The 12,649-nt window shown below is 66.9% G+C and carries 11 protein-coding genes; 6 read left to right on the top strand and 5 right to left on the bottom strand.

What is annotated here, in order from left to right:
* Window positions 1-3: 3 nt before the first annotated feature.
* Together ABIC78_RS00375 and ABIC78_RS00370 are read right to left on the bottom strand one after the other, a co-directional pair.
* Window positions 4-1,350 carry a TldD/PmbA family protein gene (locus tag ABIC78_RS00375; protein ID WP_354487173.1) on the bottom strand — a complete coding sequence of 449 codons (1,347 nt, stop codon included), beginning with the start codon at window positions 1,348-1,350 and terminating at the stop codon, window positions 4-6.
* Window positions 1,351-1,462: 112 nt separating this feature from the next.
* A complete protein-coding gene (locus ABIC78_RS00370) occupies window positions 1,463-1,858 on the bottom strand; it encodes a hypothetical protein (protein WP_133726780.1) in 396 nt (131 codons plus the stop codon).
* Between the two features lie 151 nt (window positions 1,859-2,009).
* On the opposite strand from ABIC78_RS00370, the gene lptB reads away from it, so the two are divergent.
* The 4 genes from lptB (at window position 2,010) to ctrA (ending at window position 6,696) form a co-directional block, all read left to right on the top strand.
* Window positions 2,010-2,795: an LPS export ABC transporter ATP-binding protein gene (gene lptB, locus ABIC78_RS00365; RefSeq protein ID WP_022675897.1), complete on the top strand. Its 786-nt coding sequence runs from the start codon at window positions 2,010-2,012 to the stop codon at window positions 2,793-2,795.
* A gap of 52 nt (window positions 2,796-2,847) precedes the next feature.
* Window positions 2,848-4,413: an RNA polymerase factor sigma-54 gene (rpoN, locus tag ABIC78_RS00360; RefSeq protein WP_354487170.1), complete on the top strand. Its 1,566-nt coding sequence runs from the start codon at window positions 2,848-2,850 to the stop codon at window positions 4,411-4,413.
* Between the two features lie 86 nt (window positions 4,414-4,499).
* Window positions 4,500-5,678 (top strand): tetratricopeptide repeat protein, encoded by a 1,179-nt coding sequence (locus ABIC78_RS00355; protein ID WP_354487168.1) that lies wholly within the window; start codon window positions 4,500-4,502, stop codon window positions 5,676-5,678.
* Window positions 5,679-5,994: 316 nt separating this feature from the next.
* On the top strand, window positions 5,995-6,696 hold the full coding sequence (ctrA, locus tag ABIC78_RS00350) for a response regulator transcription factor CtrA (protein WP_022675302.1): 702 nt from the start codon (window positions 5,995-5,997) through the stop codon (window positions 6,694-6,696).
* A 410-nt stretch (window positions 6,697-7,106) separates the two neighbouring features.
* Here the strand turns inward: ctrA and ABIC78_RS00345 are convergent, their stop codons facing one another.
* Window positions 7,107-8,405 carry an NAD(P)/FAD-dependent oxidoreductase gene (locus ABIC78_RS00345; RefSeq protein WP_354487166.1) on the bottom strand — a complete coding sequence of 433 codons (1,299 nt, stop codon included), beginning with the start codon at window positions 8,403-8,405 and terminating at the stop codon, window positions 7,107-7,109.
* A 100-nt stretch (window positions 8,406-8,505) separates the two neighbouring features.
* Between ABIC78_RS00345 and trmB the strand changes: the two genes are divergently transcribed.
* Together trmB and ABIC78_RS00335 are read left to right on the top strand one after the other, a co-directional pair.
* Window positions 8,506-9,219, top strand: coding sequence for a tRNA (guanine(46)-N(7))-methyltransferase TrmB (gene trmB / locus ABIC78_RS00340; protein WP_054131631.1), 714 nt, complete (start codon window positions 8,506-8,508; stop codon window positions 9,217-9,219).
* Between the two features lie 156 nt (window positions 9,220-9,375).
* Window positions 9,376-9,906 carry a hypothetical protein gene (locus tag ABIC78_RS00335; protein WP_022675298.1) on the top strand — a complete coding sequence of 177 codons (531 nt, stop codon included), beginning with the start codon at window positions 9,376-9,378 and terminating at the stop codon, window positions 9,904-9,906.
* Here the strand turns inward: ABIC78_RS00335 and ABIC78_RS00330 are convergent.
* Entirely contained in the window at window positions 9,870-10,775 is a 906-nt protein-coding gene (locus ABIC78_RS00330) for an EamA family transporter (RefSeq protein ID WP_062783160.1), read from the bottom strand. The two genes, ABIC78_RS00335 and ABIC78_RS00330, sit on opposite strands and share 37 nt — an antisense overlap.
* Window positions 10,776-10,812: 37 nt before the next feature.
* The gene (locus tag ABIC78_RS00325; RefSeq protein ID WP_107716506.1) at window positions 10,813-12,594 is read right to left on the bottom strand and encodes an AMP-dependent synthetase/ligase; all 1,782 of its coding nucleotides are present in this window, start codon (window positions 12,592-12,594) and stop codon (window positions 10,813-10,815) included.
* Window positions 12,595-12,649 lie beyond the last annotated feature (55 nt).

Raw genomic sequence — 12,649 nt, 5'->3', positions numbered from 1 at the left:
GCCTCAGTCGCCGGCCACGCTCATGCCGTCGATGCGCAGGGTGGGCACGTCGATTCCGCGTTGGATCTTGAGATCGCTGGCAGGGATCATCGCGGCAAACATGGCCAACAGGTTGCCGGCTACGGTAAACTCCGCAATCGGGCCGACGATTTCGCCGTTGACGATGCGAAAGCCGGCGGCGCCGCGACTGTAATCGCCGGTCACGCCGTTGACGCCGCTGCCGATCAGTTCGGTGACATAGACGCCATCGGCAATATCGGCGATCAGTTGCGCGCGGGTGAGCGTGCCCGGCTCGATCACCACGTTGCCGGCGGTGACATGCGGCGCGCCCGATCCCCCGCGTGAGGCATGGCCGGTGGGCATGGCGCCCAGCTGGCGCGCGGCGGCACTGTCCATCAGCCAGCCGGTCAGGCGCCCGGCATCGACCAGCTTGCGCGGGGCGGTGGGCAGCCCTTCGCCATCGAACGGGCGCGAGCGCAGGCCACGGCGGCGCAGCGGATCGTCCGTGATGGTCACGCTGCTGTCAAAGATCTGGGCGCCGTCGTGGTCGAGCAGGAAGCTGGAACGGCGGGCGATCGACGAACCCGAGATGGCGCCGAGCAGATGGCCCACCAGCGAGCCACCCACCCGCGGATCGAACACCACCGGCATTGCGCCGCTTTTCACCCGGCCAGGGTTGAGCCGCGCCACGGCGCGTTCGCCCGCCTCGCGCCCGATCTGGCCGGGCGGGGGCAGATCGGTGGCAAAGCGGGTGCTGGCCCAGGCATAGTCGCGCTGCAACGCGCCGCCTTCGCCGGCGATCACGCTGGCCGAAACCGAATGGCTGCTCGCGGCATAGGCGCCGGCAAAGCCGTGGCTGGTGGCCAGTGCCACCACGCCGCGCCCGGTGCTGGCGCTGCCGCCCTCGCTGTTGGTCACGCCTTGGACAGCGCGCGCGGCGTCCTCGGCTTCCTCGGCAAGGCGGCGCAGCTCTTGCGGGGCGGGCTCGGCCGGATCATCGAGGTCGAGATCGGGGAAGGGGCCGCGCGCCAGAAGATGTTCGTCGGCCAGGCCGGCAAAGCGATCGGCCGGTGCGGCGCGGGCCATGGCGACGGCGCGGCTGGCCAGTTCATCGAGCGCGGCATCGGCCAGGTCGGTCGACCCGATCGAGGCCGATGCGCCGCCAACGAACACGCGCAGGCCGATATGCTCGGATTCGGAGCGTTCCACGTCTTCCAGCGCGCCCAGGCGCACGCTCACGCTTTCCGCGCCGCTGGCGAGATAGACCGCATCGCCCGCCTCTGCGCCGGCGCGCCGGGCGCGTTCGATCAGGGCGTGGCAGCGTTCCTGGGCCTGGGTGGGGGTCAACATCGGGGGCGCACTCCAAACCTGAAACACCGGGGGCCAGCCACACCGGGCTGGCGTGCGCTGCTCCTAGCCGCTGGGACGCGCAGCGGCAATCAGGGGGGCAATCAGGCGGCCATCAGTGGGCGAACAGCGCGATCAGCCCTTCGATCAGCACGGTCACCAGCAGCGGCAGCCCGATCGATACCGCCCACACCGTCAGCCGCGCGCGGTTGAGCGCGGTGGCGAGGGCCGGCGGATCATCGGCCAGGCGGGCGGCGGTGGCGTCCCAGCGCTTTTCCATGCGGCGATAGAGCGGGATGATCGCACCGACCAGCACGACCAGCGCGATCATCGGCAGCAGCGTGTTGTCGGCCTCTTCCAAAGCGCGCATCGTCAGGAAGATCTGCAGCGCGGTATAGACCATCAGGCCATAGGCAACCGCATTGCTGACCCGCTTGTGCGCGCTTTCCAGCCGGGCGGCGCGATCGGCCACGCTTGGCTCCATGGCCATGAATGGCCTGTTCGCTGTCATGATCACCTCTCCCCCGGCATAACGCCGCCAGCATAACACCATGGCCGTGCGCGTGGTGCAAGCGTGTCCACGCGGCCGTGCCATGCACCAATCGCGCCAATCCTGCCGCGTTGGGGTTTGCCGTGGCGCCGGTCCGGGCTATGAGCAGGGAATGACTGGCTCTTCCTCCGCGCTCGCGTCTGAACCCGCCACCGGTGCCGCCGTGCCGATTCCCCAAGGGGGATTGGAAGTGGTGTCCATCGCCAAGTCTTACGACAAGCGGGCAGTGCTGACCGATATCTCGCTGTCGGTGGGCAAGGGGGAAGTGCTGGGCCTGCTTGGCCCCAACGGCGCGGGCAAGACCACCTGCTTCTATTCGATCATGGGCCTGGTGCGGCCGGATTCGGGCCGCATCCTGCTCGATGGCGTGGATATCACCAAGCTGCCGATGTATCGCCGCTCGGTCTTGGGGCTGGGCTACCTGCCGCAGGAAACCTCGATCTTTCGCGGCATGACGGTGGAACAGAACATCGCCACGGTGCTGGAACTGGTGGAGCCCGACAAGGCCACGCGCGCGGCCGAACTGGATCGGCTGCTCGACGAATTCGGCCTCACCCGCTTGCGCGCCAGCCCGGCCATGGCGCTTTCGGGTGGGGAGCGGCGGCGCTGCGAAATCGCCCGCGCGCTGGCCGCGCGCCCGTCGATCGTCCTGCTCGACGAACCGTTCGCCGGGATCGATCCGCTGTCGATCAGCGACATCCGCGATCTGGTCAAGGATCTCAAGAAGCGCGGCATCGGTGTGCTGATCACCGACCACAACGTGCGCGAAACGCTCGATATCGTCGATCGCGCCTGCATCATCTATGGCGGCCAGGTGCTGTTTGCCGGCAGCCCCGAGGCGCTGGTGGCCGATCCCAACGTGCGGCGGCTCTATCTGGGCGAGGGCTTTACGTTGTGAAGCCGCACGGCTTTCGCATTCTGTTTACCATGGGCGGCTGATACCCGCCGCCATGGCTCTTGGTCCACGCCTCGATATCCGCCAGTCGCAATCGCTGGTGATGACGCCGCAGCTGCAGCAAGCGATCAAGCTGCTGGCGCTGTCCAACCTTGAGGTGGAAACCTTCATTGGCGAGGCGCTGGACGCCAACCCCCTGCTGGAAATGGGCGAGGCGGGGCCGGGCCTTGCGGGCGAAGACGCCCCGGCCGAAGACCTGCGGCGCACCCATCTCGAATCAAGCCCGGTGGACCAGCTGGTGGGCGAGGGCCGCGCCGCCGAGGATCGCCCGCTCGATATCGATTCGTCTGCGCTCGATCTTGATCGCGATACCGGCGATGGCGCCATGGCGCTGGCCGATCTGGCCAGTAGTGGGTTGCGCGAAGGGACGATCGGCGCCGACGGTGGCGGCAGCAGCGGCGGCGAAGGGCCGGATATCGATGAGCGCGGCGCGAGTGCTGCCTCGCTGGCCGAGCATCTTCATGGCCAGATCGGCGGCACGACATCCGATGCCCAACTGCTGTTCGTGGGGCGCTGGCTGATCGATCAGCTGGACGAGACCGGCTACTTGCGCATGGCTCTGCCCGAGGTGGCCGAGGCGCTGGGCCTGCCGCTGAGCCGGGTGGAAGCGGCGCTGGCGCTGGTGCAGATGCTCGATCCCACCGGCGTGGGCGCGCGCACGCTGGGCGAATGCCTGGCGCTCCAGGCGCGCGAGGCCGATCGCTATGACCCGCTGATGGCGCGGCTGCTCGACAATCTCGATCTGCTGGGCCGCGGCGAACTGGCCCGGCTGCGCCGCCTGTGCGGCGTGGACGAGGAAGACTTTGCCGACATGCTGGCCGAATTGCGCGGTTATGATCCCAAGCCAGGCCTGCGCATCGGCAGTGGCCCGGCCGAGGCGATCAGCCCGGATATCCTGGTGCAGCCAGCGCGGGGCGAGGGCGATCCGGCCGACGATGCCGGAGCGGAGGTGCCCGGCTGGGCGATCAGCCTGAACCCTGCCACGCTGCCGCGCGTGCTGGTCAACCGCAGCTATTACGTGGAAATGCGCCGCTCTTGCGTGGACAAGACGGCGCGGGCCTGGCTGGGCGAGCGGCTGGCCGATGCCAACTGGCTGGTCAAGGCGCTGGACCAGCGGCAGAAAACCATTCTCAAGGTGGCGGCCGAGATCGTGAAGCAGCAGGAAGGCTTCTTTCGTCACGGCGTGTCGCACCTGCGCCCGATGACGCTGCGCACCGTGGCCGAGGCGGTCAAGATGCACGAGAGCACGATCAGCCGCGTAACCTCGAACAAGTATCTGCACTGCCTGCGCGGCACGTTCGAACTGAAGTATTTCTTCACCTCGGGTGTGGCCGGCACCGATGGCGAGGGGGTTTCGGCCGAGGCGGTGAAAGCGGCGATCCGGCAGTTGATCGATGGCGAGGATCCCAAGGCGATCCTGTCGGACGATGCGCTGGTCGATCTGCTCAAGGCGCGCGGCTTTGACCTGGCGCGGCGCACGGTGGCCAAGTACCGCGAGGCGATCGGCCTGGGTAGCTCGGTCCAGCGGCGCCGGCAAAAGGCGCTGGCCGGGGTGCGTTGACCGCACCGGGCGGCGCGGGATAATGCGGCGCCGCACGGGTGCCGGGCCAAATCGGGCCGCCCTGGTGCGGCATGAGGGAAGATGTGATGAACGAAGCCGACCACAGTTCTGCCGCTGGCGGGCCTAAGCCCCCGGTATGGCGCGGTGTGGCGGTGGGCGTGCTGACGGTGGCGGCGATCATCGGCGGCGGCATCGGCATCTATCGCCTGGAGCGTCCGGCCGAACTGGCCGAGGCCGCCGGCCAGCCCGAGCGGCCGGAAGTGACCCCGGTGGTGCTAGACAGTGCAGTGCCCGCGCCGCTGCCCGATGCCAGTGCGCCTGCGGCCGACGCCTCGAACGCGGCGCCCGATGCCGAGCCGAGCCCGGAACCTTCGCCCGTGGTCGATGATACGATCACGCGGATGGAACAGCGCCTGAAGGACGAGCCCGAAGACGTGCAGGGCTGGCGCATGCTGGGCTGGGCCTATTTCCAGAACGCCCGCTACAAGGACGCGGCGCGTGCGCTGCGCAAGGCCACGGCGCTCGATCCTGATCATGCCGAAAGCTTTTCGTTCCTGGGCGAGGCGCTGGTCATGGCCTCGCGCCGCGAAGGGCAGATGCCGCGCGGGGCGCGAATCGCCTTTGACAAGGCCTTGGCGATCGATCCCAAGAATGCCCGGGCGCGCTATTTCAAGGCGCTGTCGCTCGATCTGGCCGGCAAGCACCGCCGTGCCCTGCGCGCCTGGTTTGCGCAGCTGAGCGAAACGCCGCCCGACGCGCCCTATGCCAGCGATATCCGCAGCGTGATCCGCAGCGTGGGCAAGCGCCACCACATCGAGGTGGAAAAGCGGCTGGCGATTGCCGATGCCCAGGCCCGCCTGCCCAAGGTGGACAAGGACAAGACCAAGGAAAAGGGCAAGGGCAAGGGCAAGGGCAAGGGCAAGGATAGGGACGGGGGCAAGGATGCCGATCGCCGCAAGGGCGCGCTGCCTGGGCCGGCCCACGCCGAGCTGAAAACCGCATCGGGCGCGCAGACCGGCGCCGTGGACAGCAGCGCGCGCGATGCCATGGCGCGCGGCATGGTCGACGGGCTGGAAGCGCGGCTGGCGCGCAACCCCGGCAATGTCGATGGCTGGATCCTGTTGATTCGCAGCCGTGTGCAGCAGGACCGGCGCGATGACGCAGCCAAGGCGCTGGCCAAGGGGCTGGCGGCGTTCAAGACCCAGCCAGCCAATGCGCAAAAGCTGCGCGATGCCGCCGCGCGCCTGGGCATTGCCGCCGATTGAGCGCTTTCGCGCGGCAAATCGTCGCCTGCCATTGCTGTTCTTCCCGATGGCGCATGGAAAGGCACGTTAACCGTGTGGGCTTACGATTGGTCTTCGCAAGCCTTGCCGTTGTCGCTTTGGGGGAAGCGGCGCGGTAAGGATTTGCGGGAATGCGACGAGGGCGGGGTTTGCAGCGATGATTGCTGGCAAATGGCTGCCGACACCGGACCTGTGCTTACGTTAAATTAACCTTTCATGTTCATAGGTCATATGGTTAATGATGGGCATGCGCCTCAGTAGGGGGCTGTGCCGGGGAATGGCAAGAAGGGGCTGATCCATGCGCGTGCTGCTGATCGAGGACGAGCCGGCAACGGCCAAGGCAATCGAATTGATGCTGACGGCCGAAGGGTTCAACGTCTACTCCACCGACCTGGGGGAGGAAGGCCTCGATCTCGGCAAGCTGTATGATTACGACATCATCCTGCTCGACCTGAACCTGCCCGACATGCACGGGTATGACGTGTTGAAAAAGCTGCGCGTCGCCAAGGTGCAGACGCCGGTGCTGATCCTTTCAGGCATTTCCGAAATGGATTCCAAGGTCCGCTCGTTCGGCTTCGGTGCCGATGACTATGTGACCAAGCCGTTCCATCGCGAAGAGCTGATCGCCCGCATCCACGCCGTGGTGCGCCGGTCCAAAGGCCATTCACAATCGGTCATCCGCACCGGCAAGCTTTCGGTCAATCTCGACGCCAAGACCGTGGAAGTGGACGCCGCGCGCGTGCATCTGACCGGCAAGGAATACGCGATGCTGGAACTGCTTTCGCTGCGCAAGGGCACCACGCTGACCAAGGAAATGTTCCTCAACCATCTCTATGGCGGGATGGACGAGCCGGAACTCAAGATCATCGACGTGTTCATCTGCAAGCTGCGCAAGAAGCTGGCCCATGCCTGCGGCGGCGAGAACTACATCGAAACCGTGTGGGGCCGCGGCTATGTGCTGCGCGACCCGGACGACATGACGGCCATCGAAGCGGCCTGATCCTCTTTTCCTGCGCACAATCCCGAAGCGGCCCGTTCCCACGACGGGCCGTTTTCGTTTGGTGTTTCACGTGTAACATTGGATTGTGCGTGCGAGAGCGGCGTGGGTGGGTCAGATCAGCAAGCGGGACCCCGGATCAAGTCCGGGGTGACGTTGAACATCTAGATCACTTATAATTCTCGTCACCCCGGACTTGATCCGGGGTCCAGCTGTCCTGCTTGCGCAAAACCCGAGAGCACCCGCGAGTCTGCGATTTCTGACATGCGCACTCTACCGCGATCTTTGGGTTTGACCGAATTTGATTCGCGCGGAGGCGCAGAGAAAATTGAATCTCTGCGCCTCCGCGCCTCTGCGCGAAATACTCTCCTTCTGAAATTCTGAGAATCTGCGATCAGTCCGCGGTCAAACGCCTAACGGAACTTCTCCAGCAGCAAATACCAGCGCATGCCCAGCATCAGCAGCGGGTTGCCCAGCCAGTCGCCCAGCGGCACGCGCACCGGCTTGAGCGCGGCGAAAATGTCGAAGCGTTCCAGGGTGCCGGCGATCGCCTCGGCCATGACTTCGGCCACGACGTGGCTGGTGGCGACGCCGTGGCCGGAATAGCCTTGGGCATACCACACGTTGCTGGCCAGCTTGCCCAGCTGCGGCGCGCGGTTGATGACGATGCCCATGGCGCAGGACCAGGCATGCTCGATCTTCACGCCCTTGAGCCGCGGAAACGTTGCTTCGATCGCCGGGCGCAATTCATCGACGAAAGAGCGTGATTCGCGGCCCGAATAGTTGGCGCCGCCGCCAAACAGCAGGCGTCCATCGGCGGTGAGGCGATAGTAATCGAGCACGAAGCGGCAATCATAGACCGCCAGATCGTGCGGGTTGATCGCGGCGGCGGCATCGCCCAGCGGTTCGGTGGTGACGATGCCGCCCACCGCTGGAAAGATCAGCCCGCCCAGCGCCTTGCGCTCCAGCTTGTGATAGACATCGCCAGCGATCATCACCTGCGCGGCGCTGATGCTGCCTTGCGCGGTGACCACGCGGGGGCGCGGCCCGTGGACGATGTCGACAACCGGCGAGCCCTCGAACAGGCGCACGCCGAGCTGGGCGGCGGCCTTGGCCTCGCCCAGGCACAGCTTGAGCGGATGCAGGTGCATGTTGCGGCTGTTGAGCAGGCCGCCGCAATAGCGCGGGCTTTCGAGGTGGTCTCGCATGCCGGCCGCATCGAGCAGCACGACATCATCGCCCATGCCGCGCGCGCAGGCCTGGGCAAAGGTTTCTTCCAACTCGGCCATGTGGGCGGGCTTCATCGCGGCGTGGATGTGGCCGTGCTTGAGGTCACACGCGATGCCGTAGCGGGCGACGCGCGCCGCGATCACGTCTTGCCCGTGCCAGCGGAGCCACCACAGGAAATCGTCAAGTTCTGCGCCCAGGCGGCGTTTCCACTGCTTGCGCAGTTCGCCTTCGCCCGAAAGGCTGCCGGTTACCTGGCCGCCGTTGCGCCCGCTTTGGCCCCAGCCGATGCGGTTGGCTTCGACCAGGATCACCGACAGCCCGCGTTCGGCCAGTTCCAAGGCGGTGTTGACGCCGGTAAAGCCGCCACCGATCACCACGACATCGGCACTGTGATCACCTTGTAGCACCGGCCAGGCAGTATCGTCGCCCAGGCTGGCGGAATAGTAAGTGTGGGGGCGATCGATCAGCGGTGCGGTGGCCATGGCCGATCATTGCCAAGATCGATCACAGATCAAGCGAAACCGTGCGGTATGTGCGCCGGGCATTGACCGCAACGCGCGCCCCTGCCATCGGCTGCGCCCCATGACGGCACACAAATCCGGCGATCCGACCACGCTCAACCGCCTCTACGGCCGCGCCAAGGGCAAGCCCCTGCGCCAGGGCCAGCAGGCCCTGGTCGATACCCTGCTGCCCCGCATCGCGGTGCCGGCGCAAGGCCCGGTCACGGCCCAGGCGCTGTTCGGGCACGATTGCCCGCTGCATTTCGAGATCGGCTTTGGCGGCGGCGAGCACATGGCCTATCGCGCCGACCTGCTGCCCGACCACGGCTTTATCGGCGCCGAGCCGTTCCTGAACGGTGTGGCGCAGGCGCTGACCCATGTGGATGGCGACAATGGCGCCCATCCGCCGCTGGGCAATGTGCGCATCCACCACGGCGATGCGCTGGAAGTGCTGGAACGCGTGCCCGATGGCACGCTGTCGTTCCTCTATCTGCTGCATCCCGATCCCTGGCCCAAGGCGCGCCACGCCAAGCGGCGCATGATGAACGATGGCCCGGTCGATCTGTTCGCGCGCAAGCTCAAGCCGGGCGGCGAATTCCGCTTTGGCACCGACCATCCGATCTATCTGCGCCACGCGCTGATGGTGATGCGCCGCCACACCGACCAGTTCCGCTGGCAGGCGCAAACCGCGCAGGATTTCCAGCAGCGCCCCAGCGGCTGGCCCGAAACCCGCTATGCCGCCAAGGCCCGCGCCCAAGGCCATGAAATCTGGTATTTCCGGTACACCCGCAGCTGAACCAGAGCGCTGCGGGCTGTGGTGCAGTTTGCCATAACCGGCGGGCGGGGCCCGTGCGCATGGGCTGATTAATGGCGCGCTAACTATCGAGGCGTAGCGTTTGCCCTATCGGCGGGACAGGTGCGAACGGCACGGACCGCCGCATCGGAGCGCGCCATGTCTCACCACCAGACTGCCACCCAGCTGCTGAACGAACTGCGCGAATTTGCCAGTTTTCCGGCGGCGACCCAGCGCTATATCCGGCGCAGCCTGGATATCGGGCTGGGCCGGCGCGATGCTTTCCAGATCTGGGCGCGCACGGCGGCCGAGACCGCGGCGATCCGCACGCAATACGTGGTCTATCAGGATCTCAAGCTGCTGCGCACGATGCTGCCCGAAGGCCCAGCGGCGGAAGGTATCGAGCGGTTCATGGGGGCGCTGATCCGCCTGAGCGCATTCGATCTGGGCCAGGACCGGCTCGACGGGTTTTCCGCCTATCGCTTTCTTTATGAGCGCCTGCTGGGCGCAGAGGTGCGGCCCTGGCTGCCGGCGGCGTTTTGCGGCGCGGCTGCCCTGCCGCAAATCCGCCCGTTGCGGCGCAAGGACCTGCTGCAATCGATCAGCGAGGCAGCGGCCACGGCACCGGGTTGGTCCACCCGCGCGCCGACGTTCTATCCCGATTTCGTGCCGCTGGAAGAAGCGGCCTGAGCCACGGCCCGCGCGCGCTGCGCACTGGTGGCGGCGGTGCCGGCCGAGGCGAGCACGATCAGGCCGATCGCCAGCCATTGATCGGGGGTGAGCCGTTCGCCCAGCAAGGCCCAGCCGGTGAGCGCGGCAACCGCCGGCGCAGCGCTGAGCAGCATGCCGAAGACACCTGCGGGCAGGCGGCGCATCGCCTCTATCTCAAGCCCATAGGGCAGCGCGCTGGACAGTATGGCGATGGCCAGGCTCGTGGCCAGGGCGTGGGGCATGAGCAGCGCCGGGCTGCCGCTCACCAGCGCCAATATCGGCACGACGACCACGGCGGCCACGGCCATGCCCCACGCCACCGCATCGGTGCCCAGTGCCGCCGCCACGTGCCGCCCTGTGACGATATAGCTGGCCCAGCACACCGCCGCGCCGCCCGCCAACAGCAGCCCGCGCGGGTCCAGCGTCTGGCCAGGATGCCAGGGCAGCAACAGCGCCAGGCCAGCTACCGCGCAGGCCAGCCACAGGAAATCATGCGGGCGGCGCGAGGCAGCCAGCACGATGGCGAGCGGCCCCATGACCTCTACCCCCACGGCAATGCCGATCGGGATGTGCGAAAACGCCTGGTAGATCAGGAGGTTCATGATCCCCAGGATCGCGCCATAGGCCGCCAGGCCCGGCCACAGCGCGCGCGGCACCGGGCGCCGCCAGGGCCGCCGCCAGGCCAGCAGCACCAGCGCCGCCAGCGCCACGCGCAGCAGCGTGGCGCCGCCCGCGCCGACCAGGGGAAACAGCTGCTTGGCAAAACCGGCGCCAAGGTTGCCCGAAACCTGCGCGGCCAGCGTGGCACAGGCGCCGGCCAGCGTGGCACGGGAAGTGGTGCGAGACATCGGCTTCCCTTAGCGCCTGCGCGCCGGTCTGCCAGCCTTATCCCTTGTACAGCGCGTCCATCCGCGCGCCATAGCGTTCGCGAATCTTGTGGCGGCGGATCTTGAGCGAGGGGGTGAGTTCCTCGTTGGCGATGGCAAAGGGTTCGTCGGCCAGGGTGAACTGGCGCACCTTTTCGATCACGGACAGATCACGGTTCACCCGGTCCACCGCCTCGCGCATCGCGCTGCGGAAGGCGGGCAGATCGGCCAGCCGCGCCAGATCGTGGGGGGCGTCGTTTTCCACCGACCACTGCATCGCCCATTCGGCATCGGGCACGATCAGGCCAACCACGTAGGGGCGCTTGTCGCCCGATACCATGGCCTGGGCGATTTCGGGCTGCAGGGTGAGCATGCCCTCGATCTTTTGCGGAGAGACATTGTCGCCCTTGTCGTTGACGATCATGTCCTTCTTGCGATCGGTGATCTTGATGCGGCCCTGGCCATCGATGTGGCCGATATCGCCGGTGTGCAGCCAGCCATCCTGGATGGCGCGGGCGGTTTCGGCATCGTTGTGCCAATAGCCGTGCATCACCAGTTCGCCGCGCACCAGGATTTCACCGTCGGGCGCGATGGCCACTTCCACGCCAGCGAGCGGCGGGCCGACGGTATCCATGCGAATGCCGGCGGCCGGGCGGTTGCACGCGATCACCGGGCCAGCCTCGGTCTGGCCATAGCCTTGCAGCATGGTCAGCCCCATGGCCTCGAAGAACAGCCCGACTTCGGGGTTGAGCGGCGCGCCGCCCGAAACCAGCGCCTTGATCCGCCCGCCAAAGCGCGCCCGCACCTTGGGGCGCAAGGTGCGTTCGATCAGCAGGTTGAGCGGCCGATCGATCAGCCGCAGATGCCCGGTCTCTTCCTGGTGGGCAGCGATCGCCAGGGCGCGGTCCATCAGCCATGTCGCCACACGCCCCTGCTTTTCGATCTGCTTGATGATCCGGGCACGCAGCACTTCGAACAGGCGCGGCACCACCACCATGATCGTGGGGCGCACTTCCTCGATGTTGCTTGCGAGCTTTTCCAGGCTTTCGGCATAGGCAATGCGCGCGCCCACGCCGATCGGCAGCCATTGCCCGCCGGTGTGTTCATAGGCGTGGCTCAGGGGCAGGAACGAGAGGAACTGGTCATCGCCCAGGTGGAAATCCTCGGCCAGGACTTGGGCTGCGCCGGCCACGTTGGCGAGGATCGCACCATGGTGCTGGCGCACCCCGCGCGGGGCGCCGCCGGTTCCGCTGGTGTAGATGATGCAGGCCAGATCCTCGCGCCGGATCGCGGCAATCCGCTGGCTCACGGCCGCGCGGGCGGCGGCGGCATCGCCCTGCAGCAGGGTTTCCCAATCATGGAAATGCAGCGTGCCGGCCTGCTGCTGGCGCAGCGGTTCGATCCCGATGACGTGTTCGGCGCAAGGCGCGTTGAGCGCGGCGGCAAGCAGCGGCTGGGCCAGCTTGGCATTCGATACGATGATCGCGCGCGCCCCGGAATTTTCCAGGATATGGAGGTGATCGCGCGCGGTATTGGTGGTGTAGGTGGGCACGGTGACCAGCCCGGCGGCCATGATCGCGATATCGGCAATGCACCATTCGGGGCGGTTTTCCGACACCAGCATGACCCGGTCACCGGGATTGAGGCCGAGGGCGCGCAGGGCCTGCGCCAGAAGGCAGACCTGATCGGCCACGCTGCGCCACGATTGCGCCACCCAGGTGCCCTGGCGTTTGGCCGAAAGGAACGGCGCATCGCCATGCTGCGCCGCGCGGGCCAGAAACAGGCTGACCAGGTTCGGCATTTCAGCCAGCTGTGCCACTTGCACGGCAGCTTGGTTTTCACCCACGGACACGCAC

Source organism: Novosphingobium sp. 1529 (genome assembly GCF_040544855.1).
In the GTDB taxonomy this organism is placed as follows: domain Bacteria; phylum Pseudomonadota; class Alphaproteobacteria; order Sphingomonadales; family Sphingomonadaceae; genus Novosphingobium; species Novosphingobium capsulatum.
Note: the sequence above shows the minus strand (reverse complement) of the source record. Positions and strands in the feature narration are given on the sequence as shown.

Excerpts from the sequence above, each read along its gene's own strand:
- rpoN (WP_354487170.1), top strand. The coding sequence starts at position 2,848 with ATGGCTCTTGGTCCACGCCTCGATATCCGCCAGTCGCAATCGCTGGTG.
- ABIC78_RS00375 (WP_354487173.1), bottom strand. The coding sequence starts at position 1,350 with ATGTTGACCCCCACCCAGGCCCAGGAACGCTGCCACGCCCTGATCGAA.
- lptB (WP_022675897.1), top strand. The coding sequence starts at position 2,010 with ATGACTGGCTCTTCCTCCGCGCTCGCGTCTGAACCCGCCACCGGTGCC.
- ABIC78_RS00325 (WP_107716506.1), bottom strand. The coding sequence starts at position 12,594 with ATGCCGAACCTGGTCAGCCTGTTTCTGGCCCGCGCGGCGCAGCATGGC.
- ABIC78_RS00345 (WP_354487166.1), bottom strand. The coding sequence starts at position 8,405 with ATGGCCACCGCACCGCTGATCGATCGCCCCCACACTTACTATTCCGCC.
- ABIC78_RS00370 (WP_133726780.1), bottom strand. The coding sequence starts at position 1,858 with ATGACAGCGAACAGGCCATTCATGGCCATGGAGCCAAGCGTGGCCGAT.
- ABIC78_RS00330 (WP_062783160.1), bottom strand. The coding sequence starts at position 10,775 with ATGTCTCGCACCACTTCCCGTGCCACGCTGGCCGGCGCCTGTGCCACG.
- ABIC78_RS00355 (WP_354487168.1), top strand. The coding sequence starts at position 4,500 with ATGAACGAAGCCGACCACAGTTCTGCCGCTGGCGGGCCTAAGCCCCCG.
- trmB (WP_054131631.1), top strand. The coding sequence starts at position 8,506 with ATGACGGCACACAAATCCGGCGATCCGACCACGCTCAACCGCCTCTAC.
- ABIC78_RS00335 (WP_022675298.1), top strand. The coding sequence starts at position 9,376 with ATGTCTCACCACCAGACTGCCACCCAGCTGCTGAACGAACTGCGCGAA.
- ctrA (WP_022675302.1), top strand. The coding sequence starts at position 5,995 with ATGCGCGTGCTGCTGATCGAGGACGAGCCGGCAACGGCCAAGGCAATC.